Origin of the sequence: Aestuariicoccus sp. MJ-SS9 (assembly GCF_032586235.1) — a bacterium.
GTDB lineage: Bacteria > Pseudomonadota > Alphaproteobacteria > Rhodobacterales > Rhodobacteraceae > Aestuariicoccus.
The window spans coordinates 161,379-185,032 of the sequence record NZ_JAWHTD010000007.1; the positions used below are offsets into that span (position 1 = coordinate 161,379).

Sequence of the window (23,654 nt, forward strand, 5' to 3'; positions counted from 1 at the left end):
CAGCTACCTGTGTTCAGTGCGCTTTATCCCCACCAAGTCATCGCAATGAACGATCGGCGCGCCAACACCAGCCAAAGCGCCAGCCCGCCGGGACGGGCAGGCGCTGGTCGCGGCGGCCTTCGGCCTTGATTCCGCGACTTGGGGGCGACTCGAACTGACTATGCCGAAATCAAATTTAAACCAACCTAAACAACATCTTAAACGTCATAACCACTGCCCAATTGTTTCGCGCGCGAAACATTGCGTCAGCCTTGCTGACATTTCTCCACCGCGGCCATGAAATCCAGTCCCCGCTCTTCGAAATTGTCGTATTGATCGAAGCTCGCCGCTGCCGGGGCCAGCAGCACCGTGTCCCCGGGCTCGGCATCCGCCGCCGCGCGCGCCACCGCCGTGGCCATGTCGGTGCAGATCTCGGCCTCGACCCCCGCGCCCAGTTCCAGCGCAAAGCCCTGCGCCTCGCGCCCGATCACATAGGCCCGCGCCACGTGGCCCAGCCCCGGCGCCAGCGCGCCCAGCCCGCCCTCCTTCATCAGCCCGCCGCAGATCCAGCGGATGCGCGGGAAGGCCAAAAGCGCCTTGAGCGCCGAATCCACATTCGTCGCCTTGCTGTCGTTGACAAAGCTCACCCCATCCCGCACGGCGACGATCTGGCTGCGGTGCGGCAGGCCCTGGAAACTGCGCAACCCCGCCTCGATCTGCCGCGGCGCCAGCCCCAGCGCCCGGCACGCGGCATAGGCCGCACAGGCGTTCTGATGGTTGTGCGCCCCCGGCAGCCCGGCGATCTCGCGCAGGTCGATCGACGCCACCTGCCGCCCCTTGCGCCATTCGCTCAGGAACCCCTTGCGCGCAAAGACCACCCAGCCCGGTCCGCCCAGCTTCTGCCCCGAGGACACCCGGATCACCCGGTCGTCCCCCGGCCCCTCGCTTAGCTGGCCGGCCAGGAACCGCCCCTCGGGCTCGTCCACGCCGATCACAGCGCGATCCGGCCCGCCCTCGGCAAAGAGCCGCCGTTTCGCCGCGAAATACCCCCCCAGCCCGCCGTGCCGGTCCAGATGATCGGGGCTGAGGTTGGTAAAGACCGCCACATCCGGCGTCAGGCTGCGCGCCAACTCGGTCTGATAGGACGACAGCTCCAGCACCACCACCCCGCCGTCCCCCGGCGGGTCGATATCCAGCACCCCGCGCCCGATATTGCCCGCCAGCTGGCTCTCGCGGCCCGCCGCCGTCAGCACGTGATGGATCAGCGCCGAGGTGGTCGACTTGCCGTTCGACCCCGTCACCGCAATCACCTTGGGCGCGACGTCGAACCGCTCCCACGCGCCATCACCCAGCGAGCGGAAGAAAAGCCCGATGTCGTTGTCCACGGGCACCCCGGCCGCCTGCGCGGCGGCGACCACCGGGTTGGGCGCGGGATAAAGATGCGGGATCCCTGGGCTCACGATCAGCGCCGCCACCTCGTCAAAGGCCCCGGCCCGGCTCAGGTCCCTTACCGCGAAACCCTCGGCCTCGGCGGCGTCCCGGGCCCGCGGCGTGTCGTCCCAGACGACCACATCCGCGCCGCCCGCGCCCAAGGCCCGCGCCGCAGACAACCCCGACCGGCCAAGCCCCAGCACAGCCACCGTGCGGCCTTCGTATCCCCGAACCTCGATCATCCGCCGCCCCCTTGCCGCTGGCGCTCAGGATTAGCGCATCCTGCCGCCGGAGCAAGGGGCTCAGGCCGCCAGCAGCAGCACGATCAGTCCGGCCAGCCCCCAAAACGACAACAGCGGCAGCACGATCCAGTAATCGCGCTCTTTTCTCAGCTCCCACCCGTCAGCCGACCGCGCCGCCCAGACGGCGGCCAGAGAGGTCAGCGGCCAATAGCAGGTGATCCCCAGCGCCGCGGCCAGCACAAGCGCGCCCCAGCCGAACCCGAACGCGTGGCCCCAAAGCCCCAGGGCCAGCAGCGGCGTATAGAGCACCAGATCGGCAAAGGCGAAGGCCCACCAAAAGGCCACCCCCACCTCGGTGATCTGCGATGCGGGCTCTTGCGTGCCCCACCGCACGCCCAGGTCGTAGCGCAATGCCGGCAGGCATTGCGCCCAGATCAGATACAGCACAAGCGCCCATCCCGGCCCCTGTATCAGCCAAAATCCGAATTCTGCCATGGCGCGCCCTCTTGCGATCTTCTGTCCGAAAGGATGCCACTTTCAAAGATCGGGCGCCTTGCGCCGGGTCAAGAGCCGCGGTTTTCGCCCTCGCCCGGGCGCAGACCATAGCGCGCCGCCAGCCTCCAGACATGCCCCGGCACCATGTTCTTGATCCGCGCCGGATGGGCGCGCCGCAGATGCAGCACCGTCTCGATCGCCTTCATCTCGACCCTCGCCCGGGCGAACTCCAGCCCCCGCGGCCCCGTGCGCGGCTGCAGCCAGGCCACGATGGGCCGCACCCAATCCGGCATCCGCCGCAACGGCAGCCCGCCCGCCGCACGCTCGGTATTGGCCAGAAACCCCTTCACCGCCGCGTCGCGCCGCCCCTTGTCGGTCAGCGCCCGCACCGCCACCCTGTCGCCCAGCCGCCCCAGCACTTCGGCCCCGCGCGCATTGCGAACGATCAGCCACTGATCCCCGTCGCCACCCATATAGCCCACCGTGATATCCGCCAGCCGGTTGGTGTAATCGACGCAAGTCTTGCAGGTCATCGGAAAGAAATCCGCCGGCAGATCGCTCAGCGGCAGCTTAAGGAACGGGATGAAACGCGGCTTGCGCCCGTCGTCAAAGCGCAGCTCGACCCGGTAATCGGCCCGGAACTCCAGATAGGAAATCGTCTCGGGCCGCGGGTCCAGCCGCTCCAGAAACCGGTGAAACCGGTCCGTGGTGGTGTTGTCCGAACAGGGCGTGCCGATCACCGTGATCGCCTCGAACCCCAGCTCCGCCTCCAGCGCCCGCAGCGCATGGACCTGGCAGGGGATACCCACCACCGCGATGCGCCGATACCCCGCCGCCCGCGCCGGCTCCAGCAGCGCCAAAAGCGGCGAAAACCCCATGCGCATGCCTCGGCAGCGCGCCATGTCGTCGGGGTCGGTCACGATCACCGGCATGGGCTTCCAGCGGTCCTCCGGGTCGGGCGCGGTCGCCAGCACCGCCTCCACCGCCCCGCTGCGCAAAAGCTCCGCCGCCAGCGCCGTGGTCAGCCCGCTCCATTGCGCCCCCTCCGCCGCCGGCTCCAGCCGCGCCCGCAGCATCGCCCTTGTGACACCAAAGAACGCCTCGTCGCCCTCACCGGCGACCCGCCCATGCACCGCGCGCTCGAGCCCATCGTAATCCGGCTGGATGAACTGACAGGCGCGCCCGCACGCCTTGCCATCGCCGATCCGCGAAAGACCGCAATCGGTGCAGAGCCCGGGCCTCGGCGCCCCCCCGATCCGGGGCGCCGCCAATCCCACGCGCGATCCATCCATAGCCGTCACTCCAGGTTGACATGTCAACCCAGACTGACACATCCTGCCCGAACAGACCACATCTTCTTCTTGGCAAAAATACTCCCGCCGGAGGCTCCCTCACCCGCCACCCGCGCCGCGGACCCGAAAACCGGGGCCCGAACCCGCGCACAAGCAAACCCGAGGACGGCGCGCGCAGCGCAGAGGACGAGATATAAAGCGCGCGGAACGCGCACATCATACCAGCCTCACGGTCGGTTCAGCGCACCTTCAGCGTCGCCAGCCCGATGATCGCCAGGATCAGCGAGATGATCCAGAACCGGATCACGATCTGCGGCTCGGCCCAGCCTTTCTTCTCGTAATGGTGATGGATCGGCGCCATCAGAAAGACCCTCTTGCCGGTGCGCTTGAAATAGAGCACCTGGATGATCACCGAAAGCGCCTCGACCACGAAAAGCCCGCCGATGATGGCCAGCACCAGCTCGTGCTTGGTGGCCACCGCGATCGCCCCCAACGCACCACCCAGCGCCAGCGACCCGGTGTCGCCCATGAAAACCGCGGCAGGCGGGGCGTTGTACCACAGAAACCCCAGGCCCCCACCCACGACCCCGGCGGCAAAGATCAGGATCTCGCCGGTGCCGGGCACGTAATGCACGTCGAGATATTCGGTAAAGTCGACCCGCCCCACCGCATAGGCGATCACCCCCAGCGCCGAGGTGGCGATCATCACAGGCATGATCGCCAGCCCGTCGAGCCCGTCGGTCAGGTTCACCGCATTGGCCGCGCCGACGATGACGATGATGGCGAAAGGCACGAAAAGCACACCAAGGTTCAGCAGCGTGTCCTTGAAGATCGGAAAGGCCAGCTGATAGCTCAGCTCGGGCGGATGGAACTGTGCCGCCCAGAACCCCGCGATCCCGGCGATGAGAAATCCCAGCAAAAGCCGCACCTTGCCCGACACGCCGGCGGTGTTCTGCTTTTTGACCTTGGCGTAATCGTCGGCAAAGCCGATGGCGGCATAGGACACGGTGACGAAAAGCACCATCCACACAAACGGGTTGTCCAGCCGCGCCCAGAGCAGCGTCGACGTCAAAAGCGCCCCCACGATCAGCAACCCCCCCATGGTCGGCGTACCCGCCTTGACGAAATGCCCCTCGGGGCCGTCGTCGCGAATGGGCTGACCCTTGCCCTGGCGGCGGCGCAGCACGTTGATCAGCGGCAGCCCGAAGATGAAGCCAAAGACCAGCGCGGTCAGAAACGCCCCGCCCGCGCGGAAGGTGATATAGCGAAAGAGGTTGAACACATCGCCCCCGTCCGACAGCTCGGTCAGCCAGTACAGCATCGTCTTTCCTCTCTATCCGTCGCCTTCCAGCGGCGTTTGCCCCATTTTGCGGATCGCCTCAACCACGCGCGCCAGCCCCATCGACAACGAGCCCTTGGCCAGCACCACGTCGCCGGCATCCAAATCGTGCACCACGCGCTCTGCCATTTCGGCGCTGTTGTCGCACCAGCGGCCGCGCTGCGCCTCGGGCAGCGCCTCCCAGAGGTGCCGCATCAGCGGGCCCACGCAATGCACCACGTCGATCCGGTCCATGCCGGGATGCGCGGCCAATGCGGCGTGCAGCGCGGCCTCGGTGCGGCCCAGCTCCTTCATGTCGCCCAGATAGGCGATGCGGCGGCCCTTGCTGACACGGCCGATGTCGTGCTTGGGCTCGGCCCCCGCCAGCACCTCGAGCGCCGCCGCGACCGAGGCGGGGTTGGCGTTGTAGGCGTCGTCGATCAGTTCGATGGTCAGGTCGGTCTCGACCGCGTCGAGGTGGATCACCTCGCGCGCGCCGCGTCCCGCGCCGGGCGACCAGCGCCCCAGCGCCGCCACGCTGAGCGCCCGGTCGAGCCCCAGCGCATCGGCCACCGCCAGCGCGCCCATGGCGTTCTGCGCAAAATGCCGCCCCGGCACCGAGACCTTGAAAAGCACCTTTTCCTCCCCGATCAGCCCGCGCGCCACCGTCGTGGCGTCACCCACCTGCACGTTCGTCAGCCGGTACTCCGCCGCCTCGGACGCGCCGAAGCCGATCGTCCGCGCCGCCCCCCGCGCCGCCTCGCGCAGAATGCCGCTGACCGGCAGATCGGCGTTCAGCACCGCAACGCCCTCCGGCCCCAGCCCCTCGAAGATCGAGCCTTTCTCGCGCGCGATCCCCTCGATGCTCTCGAAGGCCGCCAGATGCGCCGGGGCCACGATGGTCACCATCGCCACATCGGGCGCGGCCATGCGCGCCAGCGGCGCGATCTCGCCGGGGTGGTTCATGCCGATCTCGATCACCGCGAATTCCGCCTCCGCCGGCATCCGCGCCAGCGTCAGCGGCACGCCCCAATGGTTGTTGTAGCTTTTCTCGGCGGCGTGCACGCTGCCATGCGCGCCCAGCAGCGTGCGCAGCATCTCCTTGGTCGAGGTCTTGCCGACCGACCCGGTCACCGCCACCACCTGTGCCGCCGCGCGGGCGCGCGCGAAGCGGCCCAGCGCCTCCAGCCCGGCCTGCACGTCGTCCACCACCAGCAGCGGCGCATCCGCCGCCACGCCTTCGGGCACGCGGGCCACCAGCGCCGCCGCGGCCCCCTTTTCCAGCGCCTGCGCCACGAAGTCGTGCCCGTCCCGCGCGGCCTTCAGCGCCACGAAAAGATCGCCCGGCGCCAGACTGCGCGTGTCGATCGACACGCCGCTGGCCTGCCAGGGCGCCGTCACCCGCCCGCCCGTCGCGTGGGCCGCGTCGTCCGAGGTCCAGAGCGTCACAATCCCCTCCCGTCCAGCGCCGCCACCGCGACGCTGGCCTGTTCGGCATCGTCGAACGGAAAGACCGTGTCGCCCACGGTCTGCCCCGTCTCGTGCCCCTTGCCGCAGATCAGCAGCGCGTCGCCCGGCCCCAGCGCATCGACGCCCCGCAGGATCGCCTCGGCGCGGTCGCCCACCTCGAGCGCCTCGGGCGCGCCCGCCATGACGGCGGCGCGGATCGTCGCGGGGTCTTCGGAGCGCGGGTTGTCGTCGGTGACGATCACCTGATCGGCGTGGCTTGCCGCCGCCTGCCCCATCAGCGGGCGCTTGCCCGCGTCGCGGTCGCCGCCCGCGCCGACGATGGCCACCAGCCGGCCCATCACATGCGGGCGCAAGGCCTGTATCGCAGTCGCCACCGCGTCGGGCGTGTGGGCGTAATCGACAAAGACCGCCGCCCCGTTGTCGCGCGTCGCCGCCAGCTGCATCCGCCCGCGCACGGTCGAGAGCATCGGCAGCATGTCAAAGACATCCTCCGGATCCGACCCGCAGGCGATGACCAGCCCCGCCGCCACCAGCACGTTTTCCGCCTGAAACCCGCCGATCAGATCAAGCCGCTCCTGCCGTATGCGGCCTTTCCAGCTCAGCCGGATGACCTGGCCAGTGGCGTCGAAACGCTGCGCCTCGAGACACAGATCGGCGGCGTTGCGCCCCACGGTGATCACCTCCTGCCCGCGCGCCTTGGCGATGGCCAGCATGTCGACCCCGCGCGCGTCGTCGATGTTGATCACCGCCGTGCCGTCCTCGGGCAGGACCCGGGCGAAAAGCCCCGCTTTCGCGGCGAAATAATCCTCAAAACTGGCGTGGTAATCCAGGTGATCCTGGCTGAAGTTGGTGAAGCCCGCCGCGGTCAGCGTCACCCCGTCGAGCCTGCGCTGTTCGAGCCCATGGCTCGACGCCTCCATCGCGGCATGATCGACGCCCGCCGCCGCCGCGCCCGCCAGCATCCGGTGCAGCGTGATCGGCTCGGGCGTGGTGTGGCGCAGCGGCGCCTGCCAGTCGCCCTCGACCCCGGTGGTGCCCAGGTTGACCGCGCGCAGGCCCAGCTCTTGCCAGAGCTGGCGCACGAAACTGGCGACGCTGGTCTTGCCGTTGGTACCGGTCACCGCGACCATCACCGTGGGCTGCGCCCCGAACCACAGCGCCGCCGTATAGGCCAGCGTCTGGCGCGGATCGGCGGCGATGATCAGCGCGGCGTCGCTTGCGGCCAGCTCGGCCGCAGCGATGCGCGCGCCCTCGGCATCGGTCAGGATCGCCCCCGCCCCCATGCGCAGCGCATATTGGATGAACGCGCCGCCATGCACCCTCGTGCCGGGCAAAGCGGCAAAGAGATGCCCGGGCTTCACTTCGCGGCTGTCCACCGACAGCCCGGTGATGCGCGCCTCGCGCCCGCCGCGCGCCGTCAGCCCCAGCTGGGCCAGAGATTTGACCATGTCAGACAGGACCGACCCCCTGCTTCTTCTTGGCAAAAATACTCACAATCCCCCGCCCGCCACGGGAACGGATCATTGGGACACGAGCGTGATGCCTGCCAATTGCCCCGGTTCGGGGCCGGGACGCAAGCCCAGAAGGGGGGCGATGCGGCCGATGATCTCGGCGGCGACCGGCACGGCGGTCCATCCGGCGGTGCGGCGGGGCTTGTCGCCGCTGGTCTCGACCGGTTCGTCCAGAGTGACGATCAGCACGTATTTCGGATCGTGCGCCGGGAACATCGAGGCGAAGGTGGCGATCACCTTGTCCTTGTAATAGCCGCCGCCGCGTTCCTTGGGCTTGTCGGCCGTCCCGGTCTTGCCGCCGACCTGATAGCCCGGCACCTCGGCAAAGCTGGCGGTGCCCTTTTGATGACTGACCACCAGCCGCAGCATGGCGCGCGCGGCGGCCGAGACCTCTTCGGACATCACGCGCGGCCCGTATTGCGGGCCGTCCTGCCGCAGCAGGGTCGGTTTCACGGTATGCCCGCCGTTGGCGATTGCGGCATAGCCCGCGGCAAGGTGCAGCGGGCTGGTGCTGAGCCCGTGCCCATAGGAGATCGTGACCGACGACAGATCGGTCCAGCGCTTGGGCAAGAGCGGCTTGCCCGCCGCCGCCTCGAAGATCTCGATCGGGGTCGGGTCGAAAAAGCCCAGGCTTTTCAGAAACTCCTGCTGCCGGGTCGTGCCGATGGCCAGCGCCAGCCGTCCGGTGCCCCGGTTCGAGCTTTTGACGATGATCTCGGCGACGCTCAGCTCGCCATAGTTCTTGTTCCGGAATTCGCCGATCTTGAAGCCGCCGACCTTGAGCGGGCCCGAAGTGTCGATCACCGTATGCGCGCCCACCAGCCCCAGATCCATCGCCTGTGCCGCCGCAAAGATCTTGAAGGTCGAGCCAAGCTCGTAAACCCCCTGCACTGCGCGGTTGAACAGCGGGCTGTCCGACGGGCTGCCCTCGGTCGGCGGATTGGGCCGGTCGTTCGGGTCGAAATCGGGTAGGCTGGCCAGGCTGATCACCTCGCCGGTGTGCACATCCATCAGCACCGCCGCCGCGCCGCGCGCATTCAGCAATTTCATCCCGCCGTAAAGCACCCGCTCCATCGCCGCCTGCACCGACAGGTCGAGCGACAATTCCAGCGGCGCGCCTTCGCGCGCGGGGTCGCGCAGGGTCTCATCGAAGTATTTCTCGACCCCGGCGGTGCCGATCACCTCTGCGGAATGCACGCCCTCGCGGCCGAATTGCGCGCCGCCCAGGATGTGGCTGGCCAGCGATCCGTTGGGGTAAAGCCGCATCTCGCGCGGGCCGAACAGCAAACCCGGCTCGCCGATGTCGTGCACGGCCTGTTTCTGCTCGGGGCTGATTTTTTTCTTGACCCAGAGGAACTTGCGCTTGCCGGTGAAATCCTTGACCAGCCGCTCGCGGTCGAGGTCGGGGAAGATTTTCACCAGCTCGGCGGCGGCGCGTTCCGGTTCGATCATCTGCAAGGGATGGGCGTAGAGGCTGTGGGTCTCCATGTTGGTGGCCAAAAGCCGCCCCTGCCGGTCGACGATGTCGGCGCGGCTGGCGATGATCGAGACGCCGGTGGCCTGCGCGCGCGGCTCTGCCGGTTCCGAGGCGGCGAGGATCCCCATCCGCGCGCCAATGACCGAGAAGGCGCAGAAAAAGAACACCCCCAGCACCAGCAGCCGACCTTCGGCGCGGGTGCGGGCGCGGTCGCGCATCTGCTCGTGGCGGATGCGCAGGTTCTCGCGCTCGATGGCGTCGGGGTTTTCGCCTTTCTGGCGGGCGTCGAGGATATGCGCCAGCGGGCGCAGCGGCTTGCGGATCATTGCGTGGCCCCCGCGCTGGAGATGTCGATGGGCGTGCCGATGGCGAGCATCGGCAACTGCGGCGGATAGGCCACCTGATCGACCCGCCCGAACTGGTCTGGGCGCAGCGGCAGCAGGCCCAGCCGGTCGAAGTTCAGCTCGGCCAGATCGCGCAGCCGGTCGGGCCGGTTGAGATAGGCCCATTCCGCGCGCAGCACCGCCAGCCGCGCGCGGGCGGCGGCGATGTCGCGGCTCAGATCCTCGACCTCGTCAAGCGCGGCCTGGGTCTTGTAGTTCTCGTGATAGGCCCAGAACGCCAGGCCGATGACGGCCATGAACGTGGTGGCGTACAACAGCGAGCGCATCAGCGTGTCCCCTTAAGCTGTGGCATGGCAATGGATTTGGCGTCGATCCCGCCGCTTGGCGCGTCGGTGCGCCGCGCAACGCGCAGCTTGGCCGAGCGCGCGCGCGGGTTCTGCGCCAGCTCGTCGTCGTCGGGTGCGACGGCCTTGCGGGTGACGATCTCGAATTGCGGTTTTTCTTCAGCGACTTGCGGCGCATAGCGGTTGGCGCGGCCGGTCTGGCCGCCGCGCGCCTGCAAGAACCGCTTGACCATCCGGTCCTCGACCGAATGAAAGGTGACCACGGCCAGCATCCCGCCGGGTTTCAGCGCCCGCTCGGCGGCCATCAGCCCCTGCCAGAGCGCGCCGTATTCGTCGTTCACGGCGATGCGCAGCGCCTGAAAGCTGCGAGTGGCCGGGTGGCTTTGCCCCGGCTTGGCCCGTGGCAGGCAACCCTCGACAATCTCGGCCAGCCGGCCGGTGGTGGTGATGGGCGCCTCGGCGCGGGCGCGGACAATGGCCCGCGCGATGCGGCGCGAGGCGCGCTCTTCACCGTAAACATAAAGGATATCGGCCAGTTCCTGCTCGCCGGCCTCGTTGACCAGATCGGCGGCCGAGGGCCCCTCCTGGCTCATCCGCATATCCAGCGGCCCGTCCTTCATGAAGGAAAACCCCCGCTCGGCGCGGTCGAGCTGCATCGACGAGACGCCGAGATCGAGCACCACGCCGTCGACCTCCTGCGCGACCTTGTCCATGTCGGCGAAATTCGCCACGACCAGCTCCAGCCGGTCGCCATACTCGCCCGCCCAACCGGCGGCCATTTCATGCGCCAGCGGGTCGCGGTCGATGCCGATGACCTTGTCGGCCCCGGCCTCTAGCAGACCGCGCGCATAGCCGCCCGCGCCGAAGGTGCCGTCGATCCAGACGCCCTTGACGGGCGCCACCGCCGCCAGCAGCGGCCGCAAGAGGACGGGAATATGCGGTGCCGTTCCCGAAGCCTGCGCCGCGGCGGCCACGGCCTAAGCCTCCTTGACCTGATCCAGGAAGATCAGGGGATCGAAATCGTCGGGAAGCTCATCGAGCCATTCTTCGGTCTTGGCCGCCTCTTCGACCTCGTAGGTCTCGGGCTTCCAGATCTGGAAGGTGTCGCCGGAGGCGATGAAGAACGCCTCCTTGTCGATACCGATCTTCTCGCGCAGCTTGGCCGGCAGAACGATGCGGCCCGTGTCATCCACCGCGGTCGGCGTCGACTGGCCGTTGAAGAGCCGCTCGAGCATCTTGCGCTCGACCGAGCCGCGCGGCAGGCGGGCGATCTTGTCGTCCACCTCTTCGATGGCCTCGATTGTGTAACATTCCAGGTATTTGCGGCGATGGTCGCCGTAAACGATCACCAGCTCGGGGCTGAGCCCCTCGGTCCAGTTGGGATCGCCCGCCTCAAGCACACGGCGAAACGAGGCCGGGATGCTCACCCGCCCTTTCGTATCGACCTTGTGGGTGCTTTCACCCCTGAACCTGAGCCTGCGGGTCACTGTCCCTTTGCGCCTTTGCCGCCCCCCGAAATTAAAAACGGCGGGTTGATCTGCTGCCACTGATCAACCCGCCGCCTGTGCCCGCTTTGGGGCGAAGTCCGACTGCGCGCGCCACCTGGGGGGATGTCTGCTCGCCCGCGCGCCGGATCCTTTGTTACGATGAAAGCGAGTGCCTGTATGAAGCCTGCTCTTGCTCTTTTTTTGTATTTTGTGACGGGGTCTTGTGTGCCCCTCGTCCCGCCTTCATCGTGTAAACAGGGATGACATGGGAATTCATGGAAATCAACAGGTTTTTGAGGGAGAAAGACACTGAATGTTGTTCTGGAAGGGTCTTCCAAACAACATATTGGGGGTGAAGCACGGGAAGTTTGGGAATACTTAGTGTTGCGAACCGCTGTTTAACACTAAATATAGACTTTTCAGGGCGCGGCCAAAATGTCCCATGAATTCCCGGATTTTTTGCCCGCGAGGCAGATTTCAGCCTATGCACACCACCGGGATTCACCGAAACCGGACAGAATCCGGGCCGAATCCCCCGAATCCGGCGATTGATTCGTGCGCGCCAGAGCCCTTGACCACGATTTCCCACGACCCGCCCCACGAAGTCCCATGAGGCCCCGCCCATGTCAGGCTGTTGTAGCGTTTGTAGCGTGACGAAGATTTTTACAGTGATTTACGGCAATTCTTACAGCAACGCGGTTTTGAGCTGTGGGAGACCCGCCGACGCAATTTCGCCTCGGCGGGTTTTCTGTTCGGATGGTCTGCTTTCAGGTTTTCAGGGCATCGCTGAGAACGCGCCACGCATGCGCAGCAGCCAATGGGACCACCCCGTTACCGGCCGCAGCGAATCGGTCCATCCCGGCAACCAGCCCATGATCCAGTCTGTGAAGGCAGGGTTTAAGGTCAGCCCGTCTGTGGAGTGTTTTTCCCCATTCAACAAGATCACTCGGTGCCGGTGGGAAGAGCGGAATGCCTTCGGCTCCCGACCCGCCGCCACAGCCGTTCGATGCGCTTGTCATTGACCTGCCTACCTGCGTCTCTCGGCAGCGCCGCGATCCGCCGATAGCCGTAGCGTCCGTACTGATCATGTCGGCCACCAGCCGCTCTTCGTCTGCCCGGCCCCTCGGCATCTTCGGTTGCGTCGAGCGATGCTGACGCAGCGGCTGGCGGGCAAGGCCGGGATCCGGGCCCCGGCCAATGCCACGCTCTATGCGCTGCTTTTGCCGCACAAGGCAGGGTGAACGGGCTGCGCGAGGCGTGACGGGTGTCTTGATGCACCGCGGGCAGGACCGGGGGCGCTGCCCCCGGACCCCCGGGATATTTTCGACCAGATGAAGGGGGGCGCCGATGATTTCCGCCATGCGCCTGGTTGCAGGTCGTGGCCGGCGGGGCGCTTGCAAGGTCCCGGTGGCATGGCCGGCCCGTCGCGTCTGTGGCAAAGCGCGGGTCACCCATGCGGCACCCCGAAGGACGGTGAAATCCTTGGCGGTGAGATCGCTCGAGGACACGGGCCCGGGTCAGCGCGCCCCCTGCGGCGCCGGTGATGCTAAGGGCGGCAACCAAGGCCCACCGCCCCCCCCAGTGGCGGGTGGGGGTGGCGCCGACCATGCGGAGGCTGGCCAAGCCGTGATCTGATCCGGTGACGATATTCTGGTCACCGGTCTTGAAGAGACGCGGGACGTCGAATGCGATCCCGGTGAGGCGGGCTGCGGGTTCGGTCGCTTTATCGCGGTAGCGTTCCACGGCCAGAGCGGCGGCGATTGAGGGCGGCGGGGCGGTGAAGGGGTCCGGGGTCTTGCCGACAGTGGCGTGCCTGGCCACCCGGCGCCGGATCAGCCTGTCGCAGACCTCGATCGTGGCGCCGTCGGCCCAGACCCGCGCGGGGCATGGGGTGACCGACCTCTCCTTCGTTTCCGTGTGGGCGTTGCCGTGGGACGGGATGCGGCGCTGGATTTCGTGCGCCGAGAGGATCAGGGCCCGGTCGGTTCCGGCGGTGAGGGGGGCGATCAGGACCGTCCGCGCCGGAGGGTCCGCTGCCGCGACAGGTGGTCCTGCCCGGCGGTGCGTCGGGCTTGGCGGCTTGCCAGGTAACCAGGACCCGGTCCAGCCTCCCTGCCCCGGTGACCGAAGCGTCGATCCCGGCGCCGCGGCCGGTGGCGCCGGGTCCTGCCGCGTCATGCGCATTTGGCTGAACGGTCGGCGTGTCGAGGGTGGAGCCGGAAAATCCGACCGCCGGAAGAGCGGTGTCAGGGGAGGCCCCGCGATGGTTGGGTTGGGTTTCAGACAGCCACGGCCGCGCCGGGCGGCACCATGGGATCGGCCCTGTGGACGTTCTGCCAGGGTCTTGGCGCCATGGCCCCGGTGCGCCGAAATGCGCCGTTCCGCGCAGACTCGCGGCCTCCGGACCGGTCGGGCGACATCGATGGCGCGCATCGCACCGGAATCGAGGCGCGCGGGTCAGACTCCGGCGGCCGCACGGGTGACATGGGGGTCGGGGCAGATCGGCGTCCGCGATGCCCGGCCCGAAACCCGGCCTTGAACAGGGCCTTTTCGGTTCCGGGCCTTTGTTCCCGGCGCAAGCGAACCGGTGGCGGCGTTTCGGCATTGTCACTGGTGGGAAAGGCAAAGGCCCGATCCATCCACGATCCGCCACTGCGCCCGCCCCGTTCATGTCTGCCGCGCCCGGGGCCATCGCCTTGCCGCCCTACGGAAAGCCATGGAATGTGCGATGGGATGGCCTGCGGTTCTTTTGACATGCAAGAGTTCGAGCCTTGCGTGGTCGCGGCACCCTGGGCCTGGCCGAGGCGCCGGAGGGCTTTCAGAAAAGCCCCAGATCCCGACGCTCCCGCCCGGACAGGCGGCGGAGCTGGGCCCGCGTCTGGCGTTCCTTGCGTCCGGCGGTCCAATGCGCGATGTGGCTTTGCGCGGCGCGCAGGACGCGGGCGGCAATCGGGGTGCGGGTGGCTGGCGTGTCGGTGTCGATGGTCATCTCATCCTCCTGGATTGTGCGGTCTGATTCCATCACTCTCGCCCGTCCCGCCCCTCGGCGGGCAGTGTCGCAAGTGAACCGGACCCGGTACAGTTTGTGTACTGGAGCCAAGCGGGAGACCCCTGTAACCTGGACGCAGGAGGGCGCGATGACATCCAAACCTTTCGGCCTGTTCTGTCCGACGTCCAAGGCGAGCGAAGTTCTCATGCCGCGCTGGACGATCCAGATCCTCGGCGAGCTCTGGGAGGGCTCGACCCGGTTCAACGAGATCCGGCGCGGGCTGCCGGGGATATCGCCGACCCTTCTGGCGCGGCGGCTGAAGGAGATGCAGGAAAACGGGCTGCTGGAGCGGGTGGAAGACCCCGCCACGGGCACGATCGACTATCTCCGCACCGAAAAGGCGGCCGAGCTGGACCCGATCCTGCAAGCGATGGCGCGTTGGGCGCAGCGCCATATCGAGGCGGAAATCGCGTTGGAGGAACGCGACGCCGACGTTCTGATGTGGAACCTGCGCCGCCGCATCGCCGTCGACAGGCTGCCCAAGCGCCGCAACGTGCTGCGCTTCAATTTCCCGGATTCCCCGCCGCCGGCCACGACCTTCTGGATGATCACCAAACCCGGCGAACCGGTCGAGCTTTGCGTGCACGACCCCGGCTTCGACGTGGATCTTTATATCGAAACCGAGGTGCCGGTGCTGACGGGCATCTACCTCGGCCGGCGGGATCTAGACCGGGACGTCTCGGAAGACCGGTTTTTCATGAGCGGCGACCCGCGGCTGTCCAGAACGATCAAGCGATGGCTGCAGCTCAGCGCGCATTCCAAGGTAGAGGGGATCCGCTGCGTCAGCGGATAAGCCGGGACGGCCCGCGCCGCGCCCCCACGCGAGATCGGACAGAGCGCACGAGACCTCAGGGTTGTGTTTCTTGACAGGCGCCGCTCAGGTAGCCCAGCTTGTATCGGGCGAACTCACGAAACCGTGAGTTCGCGCCATCGGGCGCTGCCGGTCTTTTCGGCGATGGTGCGACGTGCGGGCGGATCATCCCCCCACTTTCGGCGCCGCGGGTCATGCGAGTGGCGTTGCCGTACGCAACCACAAAACAGAGACCGACATACTCGGCAAGGGACGTGCAAGAACGTCGATGACGGCAAAAGACAATTGTGGACATACCGGGCCCTGCGACGCCCCGGTCGGACCCGATGGCGCGCAAGAGATGCCCGACCGGGACCGGCTGATCGCGGCGATCTACGACGCGGCCGCCGATCCGAACGCCTATGAGCGCTTCGTGGCGGCGCTTTCGGAATATCTCGAGAACACGGCGGTCAGGGCCTGGAAGCTCAGGGATCTGTCGGAAATCGACATCGGGGTGATCGAGGCGGATCGCGGGCTGGCGCTGCATTTCGCCAATATGAACGAGCGCCTCGCACAGGCCTCTGACCGGGGTGCGCCGGGCAGTCTGCGCGAGCGCATCGCCGGGCGCTCGGGCCTGGCGTTGCTGATCGACCGGCAGGGGCATGTGGCAAGCCTCAGCCCGGCGGCGCGCGCGATGTTCCAGGGCGATGTGCCGACGGCCGAGGCTCTGGCAGACCTGCTTCACGCCGACGATGCCCGCCGCCTGCGCAACGCGGTGACCGATCATGTCGTCCACCAGCGCAGCGTCGCGCCCGGTATCCTGCGCGCCGAGGCCTTTCACCTCGTCCAGAGAACCCTGCGCTGCGAGGCGACGGGGCTGGAATATCTGGGCATCGAGGCCCTGACCGTCACCTGGTCCCCGCATCTTGAGACCCTGCTGGAGACGTCCTTTGCCCTGACCCCGGCCGAGATGCGGGTGCTGCGGCGGCTGGTCGTCGGCGAAAACGTCAAGTCGATGTCCCGGCGCTTTGCCCGGTCCGAGGGCACGGTGCGCAATCAGATCAAATCGATCCTGGCCAAGACAGGCGCGGGCGGGCTGGCGAACCTGAACCGGATCGTCGCGCTGATCGCGGAAAACGTTGCCGGGGCGCCGGCGCCGAGCGCACTGCGCACCGGGGCGTCGGTCAAGCTCGATATCCTGACCCTGCCCGACGGCCGGGCGCTGGAGGTGCGCCAGCAGGGCCCGGCGGATGGCCACCCGGTGCTGTTCATCCACGGAATGCTTTTCGGCAGTGAATTGCCCGGGCCGGCGCTGGACTGCCTCAAGCGTTACGGGCTGCGGCTGATCGCGCCCTCGCGGCCGAATTTCGGGCTTTCGGACCCGCCGCCGGGGCCGCCAGAGGCCGAGGCGGACCGGCTGGTCGAGGACCTGGTCTTCGTCCTCGACCATTACGGGCTGGACCGGACCGTGTGCCTGACCAATATCGTGGGGGCGATCTATGGCTATGCTCTTGCCGCCGCGGTGCCCGAGCGCATCTCGGGACTGGTCCATGCGGCCGCGTCCATTCCGGTTCTGAAGGCCCGGCAGTTCGTGTCCATGCCGCCGACGCAGCGGCTGATTTGCTTCCTGATGCGCTTTGCCCCGGCGTTTCTGCCGCCGCTTTTGCAATCGGGCATTGCGCAGCTAAGGGCGTCGGGGGCAGGACCCTTCTTGGACACTCTCTACGAAGAGGGCACCTGCGACCATGCCGTCACGCAGCGCCCGGATTTGTCGGATCTCTTGAAACGCAGCGTGCACTTTGCCACCGACCGGGGCTATCTGCCGGCCTATACGGACACCGCCCATGTCGTCCGAGACTGGTCGGGCTATGCCGCTAAGACCTGCGCGCTGGGACGGCCGAGCATCCACGTCCACGGCGACCTCGACCCGCAATATCCTTTGCGCGACCTGGCCCACTTCACCGGCCGCTTCCAGAACATGCAGCTGCGGCGGGTCGAGGGCGCGGGGCAGCTGGTTCTCTTCGACCAGCCCGAACCGATCATCCGGGCCGTGGCCGAGCTGGCCGGACAAGGCGCCGGGGCGGGCGAAAATCGCGCGCCGTAAGCCGCGACAAGCCCGGCGCGGCAAGCGCCTTATCCAATTTTGGACATGACAGGCCTGCGGGCATCGCCGACCCTGAGGGCATTGCACCCCCTTATGCGTCCCGTGACGGGCCTCTGACCCAAAAACCAGGGCCGGTTCCCGGATTGCGAAAGGGGCCAAAGGAGACGTTTGAAATGAATAAGTTCGCTATCAATCGCGGGATTTCCGCCGCATTCGCCATAACCATGATCGCCGCAACCGGGGCCTGGGCCGGGGACCTCGTGCGCCCGGTGTCGCTGGTCGAGCCGGCCAGCCTGCCCGACAAGAAACGCACGGCGCTCGATCTTTACCTGACCGCCGAGCAGGCCGGCGCCTTCCTGGCCGGGCACGACGACGCGCTGCTGGTCGACATCCGGACCCGGGCCGAGGTGTCCTTTGTCGGGATCGCCGACGAGGCCGACAAGAACATCCCCTACATGGTGATGGACGACTTCTGGGAGTTCGACGACGACAAGGGCGCCTACAAGATGATGGTCAATCCCGAATTCAGCGACGCGATCGCCGATCTGGTGGCCGCGCGCGGATTGTCCAGAGACGCGCCCATCCTGCTCATGTGCCGCTCGGGCAGCCGCAGTGCGCGCGCCGCCGACCTGCTGGGGCAGCTGGGATACACGGCGGTTTATTCGGTGGTCGACGGGTTTGAGGGCGACAAGTCGCCGGACGGGGGGCGGAACCTTAACGGCTGGAAGAACGCGGGGCTGGCCTGGTCCTACACCATCCGCCCCGAACAGCATTACTGACGCCCCCAAAGGACCGCGCCGGGGCGTCGCTCCCCACGTTCCGGCGCGGCCATCGGTGCTTTCGCTCATGCAGATCGACGACAATTACACAGCACGGCTTTCCTTCGGGCGTTCGGTCCGCGATTTGCGGCTACGCCTGGGAATGACGCAAAGCGAGCTGGCGGCGGCGATGGGCTTTGCGCACCCTTCGGCGATCTGCGACATCGAGAAAGGCCGCCGCCTGATCTACCGCGATGAGCTACCCCGACTGGCCCGCGCGCTCGGCTGCGACCTGGGCGAGCTCACCGAACAGGACGTCGCGGAGCCCGCCTACCCTCTGGAACGACGCCCGGGCGAGGCCTGCGTCAGGCGCTGAGCCCCCGCGCCGTCACGGCTGATGCGACGCCAGCACCTCGGCCAGCAGCGGGTTGGGGAATTTCCGGCGGATGGTGACCGCGCAGAACACTTCGGTGAATTCCTCGAACGTGTGCAGCTCGACCAGCCGTCCCGAGGCAAGCTCGTCCTGCACGACGATCGCGGGCAGCACCGCGACGCCCACATCGGCCCGCGCGAGCAGACGCAGCATCGCCATGTCGTCCGCCTCGGCCGCGATGCGGGGGACGATGCCGAGCCGGTCCAGCATGGCGTCGACGCTGGCGCGCAACGAGGATTCGGGCGTGGGCAGAACCAACGGATGGGCCGCCAGCAGATCCTCGCCCCGCGCAGGCCCGTCCGCGGCGCGGGCGGGCGTTCCGATCAGGCTGACGCGCTGCTCGTCCAGCCGGTGCACCAGATAGGGGCTGGAGGCGTCCCGCGCGGGCACGAGGTTGGTCAGCACCACATCGAGCGACAGCGCATCCAGCCCCCTGAGCAGATCCTCCTGCGAGCCCGACCGCAGCACGATCTCGACATCGTCCCGCCCGATGATCGGTTCCAGGAACGCGATCTGAAAGTTGCGCGACAATGTGGCCAGCGCCCCGATTCGCAGCGCCCGGCGGCGCGCACCGACGGTCTTGAGCGTGGCCGAAAGATCCTCCGCCGCGCGGAAAATCTCTTCGGCATGGTCGAGCGCGATGCGCCCGGCCTCGGTCAGCACCAGGTTGCGCCCGCTCCGCTCAAAGAGGTCCTGGCCCAACGCCCCCTCCAGCGCCTTGATTTGCGTCGAGACGGCGGATTGCGAAATGTTGAGCGCGCGCGCCGCGCCGGTCAGCGTGCCATCGCGCGCCACGGCGCGGAAGAGGCGCAGGTGATGCAGATTGATCGTGGACATAATTCTATTATACAGAACGGATTTCCGATAAATATGAAATTTTCTTTATGTTGGCCAGCCCCTAGATGCTCCTTCAACACATCCGAGCCGGAGTTGAGCCATGCTGACCGCCTTTTCCCTGTCCTATCTCTCGCCCCTTGTCCTGCTGGCCGCGGCGGCGCTGGCCATTGGCCGCCCCGGCCGCCGGCCCGGCACGCTGCCGGTCTGGTCCGAACGCGCGGCGCTGGCCTCTCTGGCGCTGGCGGCGCTGGGGCTGGTGCAGTTCGCCGTCACCGGCGCGCCGGGCGCGGGGCCGCTCGGCCTCGGCGCCGATCTGGTCAGCCTGACGCTGGCGCTGCTGGTGTCCTTCATCGGCTGGATCGTGATGCGCTATAGCCGCACCTACCTTGACGGCGAGGCCCGCGAAGGCGCGTTCCACGGGCTGATGCTGGCCACGCTGGCGGCGGTTCTGGTCTTTGTACAATCCGCGCATGTCTGGCTGCTGGCGCTGGCCACCATCGCGGTCGGGCTGGGGCTGCGGCAGCTGCTGCTGTTCTACGCCGAACGGCCCGAGGCGCGGCGGGCGGCGACCAAGTTCACGCTTGTCTGGCATGGCGGAGACGTGGCGCTGGTGCTGGCGGCGGTGCTGCTGACGCTGGCGTTCGGCACCGGCGACCTTTCGGCCATTGCAGCCGGGGCGTCGGCATCGGGGGCCGGGCTTGCGGGGCATGCCGCCGTGGCGTTGCTGGTCGTCGCGGCGATCCTCAAGACCGCGTCCTTCCCGCTGCACGGCTGGCTGACCGAGGTCATGGAGGCGCCCACGCCGGTCTCGGCGCTGCTGCATGCGGGGATCATCAACTCGGGCGGGGTGCTGCTGATCAAGGCGGCGAGCCTGGTACAGCTCAGCCCCGGCGCGATGGCCGCGCTGGTGATGATCGGCGGCTTCACCGCGCTTTTCGGTGCGGCGGTGATGCTGACGCAAAGCGCGATTAAGACCTCGCTGGCGTGGTCGACCGTGTCGCAGATGGGCTTCATGCTGGTGCAATGCGGGCTTGGGCTCTGGGCGCTGGCGCTGCTGCACATCCTGGCGCATTCGCTCTACAAGGCCCATGCCTTCCTGTCCTCGGGTGGTGCTGTGGCGGCGGTCGCCTCGATCCGGCGGCCCGGCCCGGTGGCGGTGCCCAGCCTGCGGACGGTGCTGAAATCCTTCGGCCTGGCGCTGGCGCTTTATGCCGCCATCGCGGTGGTCTTCACCGCGATCCTCGGGCCCAAGACCCCGCAGGCGCTGGCGCTGGGGGCGATCCTGATCTTCGGCGTGGCCTATCTGGTCGCCCAAGGCCTGGCCGATCTCGCCCCCGCCGCGCTAACCAAGCGCACCGCGGCCGCGTCGCTGGCCACGGCGGTCGCCTATTTCTCGTTCCAGGCGGCGGCCCACAAGATCTGGGGCCCCGGCCTGCCCGCCGCGCCCCACCCCGGGCCGCTGGAATGGGCGCTGATCGTCCTGGCGCTGGTGTCCTTCGGGCTGGTCGCGCTGGCGCAGTCGCTTTTCCCGCTCTGGGCGCATCATCCAGCGACGGCGGGGCTGCGCGTGCATCTGGCCAACGGCCTTTACCTCAACGCCCTGCTGGACCGCGCCATCGGCGGCTTCCGCACCGCGAAATCCAGCTGACCTCATGGAGACCGAAATGTTCCTCAAGCATTCCAAGATCGCCCCCGCCCGGATGTCGGGCATCCTTGACGCCGCCGAGGCCGCGGCGCGCGCGATCCCTCCGGCCTTCCCGCTGGAAGCGACCGTCGCCGTGAACCCCTTCCTCGGCCAGACCGGCGAGGATCTGGCCACCGCCTCGGCCCGGCTGACCCGCGTTGCGGGTCTGCGGACGACGCAAGGCATGGCCGATTACGCCGCCGCGATCCAGGCGGGCAAGATCGCCGACGACGACATCGCCGAGGCGCTGGCGGCCTCGACCGCCCCGGCCCGGCCCGCGAGCCTGGCCGCGCTGAAAGCGATGATCGACAGCCCCGGTGCCCCCGAGCCCGCCAAGGCGCTGCCCACCGTCGCCGATCTGGCGGCAGAGGCCACCGGGACCGACTGGCCCTCGATCATCGAAAAGACCTTTGGCCTCTGGGCCGCGGGGCAGTTCGACCGGGGTCAGGCGCTCTGGTCGCCCAATCCGACCGACGATTGCTTTGCCGCCTGGCGCGCCTGGGCCGGGCACGACCTGACGCCCGAGATCGCCGGGCTGAGCGGGTTCTGCGCCCATGTGATCGCCGCGCCGGATACTGCCGAACGCGCCATCCTGCGCGCCGCCGACACGCTGGGGCTGACCGAGGTTGCCGCCGAGACCGCCTTCCACCGGCTCTACATGGACCTCGGCGGCTGGTCGCAGCACGCGCGCTGGCTGCTCTGGCAGGCCGAGCTTGAGGGCAGGACCGATGCGACGCTCGCAGCACTTCTGGCGATCCGGCTGATCTGGGAAGAGGCGCTTTTGGCCCATGTGCCCGGCGTGGCCGAGGCCTGGGCCAAGACCGCCGCCACCCATGCCGCACCGGTCGAAGCTTCGGGCCACGAGGTGGCGCTGGCCATCCTGCAGGACGCCGCCGACCGTGGGCACCAGCGCAGGCTGGCCGCGGCGCTCGACGGCGCGGCACCGGCGGGCGAGCGGCCTTTCCTGCAGGCGGCCTTCTGCATCGACGTGCGGTCCGAGGTGTTCCGGCGGGCGCTGGAAGGCGTCGATCCGTCGATCGAGACCATCGGTTTCGCCGGGTTCTTCGGCCTGCCGCTGTCGCACAGGCCGCAGGGGTCCGACGTGGCCGGGGCGCATCTGCCGGTCCTCTTGAACCCCGCGTTGGAGACGACCAGCCAGGGCGACGCCAAAACCGACGAGGACATGCGCATCGCCGCGCGGGCGGTGCGGGCCTGGGGCCGGTTCCGGCAGGCTGCGGTTTCGTCCTTTGCCTTCGTCGAGGCCGCGGGCCCGGTCTATGCCGGCAAGCTGGTGCGCGACGCGCTGGGGCTCGGGGGCGCGATGCCTGCGCCAAGCCCCGCGCCGCAGGTCACCGGCGGGCTGTCGTCCGAGGCCAAGGCCGACACCGCCGCCGCCGTGCTCAAGGCGATGAGCCTGACCGAAGGGCACGGCAACATCGTCCTGCTGCTGGGCCATGGCGGTAGCGTCACCAACAACCCGCATGAAAGCGCCTATCACTGCGGCGCCTGCGGCGGTCACACCGGCGAGGTTTCGGCCCGGGTGCTGGCGGCGCTGCTGAACGACCCGGAAACGCGCGCCGGTCTGCCCGAGCGGGGCATCACCCTGCCCGAGGACACGCTCTTTGTCGCGGGTCTGCACGACACCACGACCGACGAGATTACGCTTTACGACACCGACACCGGCACTGCCGATCTGAGCAAGGTCAGCGGCTGGATGACGCAGGCGGGGCGGATCGCACGGGCGGAGCGGGCGCAGTCTCTGCCGGGTGCCAGTGCCGACACCGTGGCGGCGCGGGCGCTCAACTGGGCCGAGGTGCGGCCCGAATGGGGGCTTGCGGGCTGCGCGGCCTTCGTCGCCGCGCCGCGCAATGCGACCGCCGGCAAGGACCTTGGCGGGCGGGCCTTCCTGCACAGCTACGACTGGCAGGCCGACGCGGGCTTTGGCACGCTCGAGCTGATCCTCACCGCGCCGGTGGTCGTGGCCAGCTGGATCAGCCTGCAATATTACGGCTCGTCCGTCGCGCCCGAAGTCTTCGGCAGCGGCAACAAGCTGATCCACAACGTCGTCGGCGGCATCGGCGTGATCGAGGGCAACGGCGGCGGCCTGCGGGCGGGCCTGCCGTGGCAGTCGGTGCATGACGGCGCGGCGCTGGTACACGAGCCGCTGCGGCTGTCGGTCATGATCGAGGCCCCGCGCGAGGCGATCGCCGATGTTCTCGAACGGCACCCGGAGGTGCGGGCGCTTTTCGACAACGGCTGGCTGCACCTCTTCACGCTGAAGAATGGCCAGGTCGACGCGCGCTACCGCTCCGGCCTGTCGTGGGAGCCGCAGGTCACCACCGATCTGGCCGCGTAACGGCCCCCGCGACTGTCAATCAACACAGCGCCCCGGCATGTTTGTCGGGGCGCAAAGCGTTTCGAGCTTTGGATAGCAACTGTATCTGTCAGGTGGCCGGGGCGGCCCATTTCTGACGGTTTTTGCATAGTGCGTTTGCGATTATGACGAGCTTTCTGGCAACGGCGGTGATGATGACTTTGTGCGGCTTGCCGGCCTTTCGGAGGCGATCTGCGAAGGACTTCAGGCTTGGGTTGTGATGTGCCGCCACCAA

The 23,654-nt window shown here is 68.0% G+C and carries 18 protein-coding genes and 2 pseudogenes; 6 read left to right on the plus strand and 14 right to left on the minus strand.

The features are described 5' to 3' along the window. Positions 1-245 precede the first annotated feature (245 nt). The 12 genes and pseudogenes from murD to RXV88_RS07825 all read right to left on the minus strand — a co-directional run bounded on the left by murD (position 246) and on the right by RXV88_RS07825 (position 14,379). Positions 246-1,652, minus strand: a complete 1,407-nt coding sequence (murD, locus tag RXV88_RS07770) for a UDP-N-acetylmuramoyl-L-alanine--D-glutamate ligase (protein WP_316291723.1) — start codon at positions 1,650-1,652, stop codon at positions 246-248. Between the two features lie 60 nt (positions 1,653-1,712). Further along, a complete protein-coding gene (locus tag RXV88_RS07775; RefSeq protein WP_316291726.1) occupies positions 1,713-2,147 on the minus strand; it encodes a hypothetical protein in 435 nt (144 codons plus the stop codon). Between the two features lie 68 nt (positions 2,148-2,215). Further along, positions 2,216-3,439, minus strand: coding sequence for a Coenzyme F420 hydrogenase/dehydrogenase, beta subunit C-terminal domain (locus tag RXV88_RS07780; protein ID WP_316291728.1), 1,224 nt, complete (start codon positions 3,437-3,439; stop codon positions 2,216-2,218). 238 nt (positions 3,440-3,677) lie between these two features. Beyond that, positions 3,678-4,760, minus strand: coding sequence for a phospho-N-acetylmuramoyl-pentapeptide-transferase (gene mraY / locus RXV88_RS07785; RefSeq protein WP_316291730.1), 1,083 nt, complete (start codon positions 4,758-4,760; stop codon positions 3,678-3,680). A gap of 12 nt (positions 4,761-4,772) precedes the next feature. Continuing rightward, on the minus strand, positions 4,773-6,206 hold the full coding sequence (locus RXV88_RS07790; RefSeq protein WP_316291733.1) for a UDP-N-acetylmuramoyl-tripeptide--D-alanyl-D-alanine ligase: 1,434 nt from the start codon (positions 6,204-6,206) through the stop codon (positions 4,773-4,775). Next, the gene (locus RXV88_RS07795; protein WP_316291735.1) at positions 6,203-7,675 is read right to left on the minus strand and encodes a UDP-N-acetylmuramoyl-L-alanyl-D-glutamate--2,6-diaminopimelate ligase; all 1,473 of its coding nucleotides are present in this window, start codon (positions 7,673-7,675) and stop codon (positions 6,203-6,205) included. The genes RXV88_RS07790 and RXV88_RS07795 overlap by 4 nt, the downstream gene beginning before the upstream one ends. A gap of 72 nt (positions 7,676-7,747) precedes the next feature. Further along, on the minus strand, positions 7,748-9,541 hold the full coding sequence (locus tag RXV88_RS07800) for a penicillin-binding protein 2 (RefSeq protein WP_316291736.1): 1,794 nt from the start codon (positions 9,539-9,541) through the stop codon (positions 7,748-7,750). Beyond that, positions 9,538-9,885: a cell division protein FtsL gene (locus RXV88_RS07805; RefSeq protein ID WP_316291737.1), complete on the minus strand. Its 348-nt coding sequence runs from the start codon at positions 9,883-9,885 to the stop codon at positions 9,538-9,540. Before RXV88_RS07805 ends, RXV88_RS07800 begins: the two co-directional genes overlap by 4 nt. After that, a complete protein-coding gene (gene rsmH / locus RXV88_RS07810; RefSeq protein WP_316291738.1) occupies positions 9,885-10,877 on the minus strand; it encodes a 16S rRNA (cytosine(1402)-N(4))-methyltransferase RsmH in 993 nt (330 codons plus the stop codon). Before rsmH ends, RXV88_RS07805 begins: the two co-directional genes overlap by 1 nt. A gap of 3 nt (positions 10,878-10,880) precedes the next feature. Continuing rightward, positions 10,881-11,390, minus strand: coding sequence for a division/cell wall cluster transcriptional repressor MraZ (mraZ, locus tag RXV88_RS07815; RefSeq protein ID WP_316291739.1), 510 nt, complete (start codon positions 11,388-11,390; stop codon positions 10,881-10,883). Between the two features lie 981 nt (positions 11,391-12,371). Next, positions 12,372-12,550: pseudogene (locus RXV88_RS07820) on the minus strand (IS3 family transposase); the annotation flags it as partial. A 1,658-nt stretch (positions 12,551-14,208) separates the two neighbouring features. Further along, positions 14,209-14,379, minus strand: a complete 171-nt coding sequence (locus RXV88_RS07825; RefSeq protein ID WP_316291741.1) for a DUF1127 domain-containing protein — start codon at positions 14,377-14,379, stop codon at positions 14,209-14,211. A 148-nt stretch (positions 14,380-14,527) separates the two neighbouring features. On the opposite strand from RXV88_RS07825, the gene RXV88_RS07830 reads away from it, so the two are divergent. The 4 genes from RXV88_RS07830 to RXV88_RS07845 all read left to right on the plus strand — a co-directional run bounded on the left by RXV88_RS07830 (position 14,528) and on the right by RXV88_RS07845 (position 18,467). Then, positions 14,528-15,232 carry a helix-turn-helix domain-containing protein gene (locus RXV88_RS07830; protein WP_316291743.1) on the plus strand — a complete coding sequence of 235 codons (705 nt, stop codon included), beginning with the start codon at positions 14,528-14,530 and terminating at the stop codon, positions 15,230-15,232. Positions 15,233-15,590: 358 nt separating this feature from the next. After that, positions 15,591-17,333: an alpha/beta fold hydrolase gene (locus RXV88_RS07835; RefSeq protein WP_316291745.1), complete on the plus strand. Its 1,743-nt coding sequence runs from the start codon at positions 15,591-15,593 to the stop codon at positions 17,331-17,333. Between the two features lie 173 nt (positions 17,334-17,506). Next, the gene (locus RXV88_RS07840; protein ID WP_316291746.1) at positions 17,507-18,112 is read left to right on the plus strand and encodes a rhodanese-like domain-containing protein; all 606 of its coding nucleotides are present in this window, start codon (positions 17,507-17,509) and stop codon (positions 18,110-18,112) included. Between the two features lie 67 nt (positions 18,113-18,179). After that, on the plus strand, positions 18,180-18,467 hold the full coding sequence (locus tag RXV88_RS07845; protein ID WP_316291747.1) for a helix-turn-helix transcriptional regulator: 288 nt from the start codon (positions 18,180-18,182) through the stop codon (positions 18,465-18,467). A 12-nt stretch (positions 18,468-18,479) separates the two neighbouring features. Here RXV88_RS07845 and RXV88_RS07850 read toward each other — a convergent pair whose 3' ends face one another. Beyond that, positions 18,480-19,361, minus strand: coding sequence for a LysR family transcriptional regulator (locus RXV88_RS07850; protein ID WP_316291748.1), 882 nt, complete (start codon positions 19,359-19,361; stop codon positions 18,480-18,482). 100 nt (positions 19,362-19,461) lie between these two features. On the opposite strand from RXV88_RS07850, the gene RXV88_RS07855 reads away from it, so the two are divergent. Then, positions 19,462-21,009 (plus strand): proton-conducting transporter membrane subunit, encoded by a 1,548-nt coding sequence (locus tag RXV88_RS07855; protein WP_316291750.1) that lies wholly within the window; start codon positions 19,462-19,464, stop codon positions 21,007-21,009. Positions 21,010-21,025: 16 nt separating this feature from the next. After that, a complete protein-coding gene (locus tag RXV88_RS07860) occupies positions 21,026-23,401 on the plus strand; it encodes a DUF2309 domain-containing protein (RefSeq protein WP_316291751.1) in 2,376 nt (791 codons plus the stop codon). Positions 23,402-23,489: 88 nt separating this feature from the next. On the opposite strand, the pseudogene RXV88_RS07865 reads toward RXV88_RS07860, so the two are convergent. Next, positions 23,490-23,654: pseudogene (locus RXV88_RS07865) on the minus strand (IS110 family transposase); the annotation flags it as partial.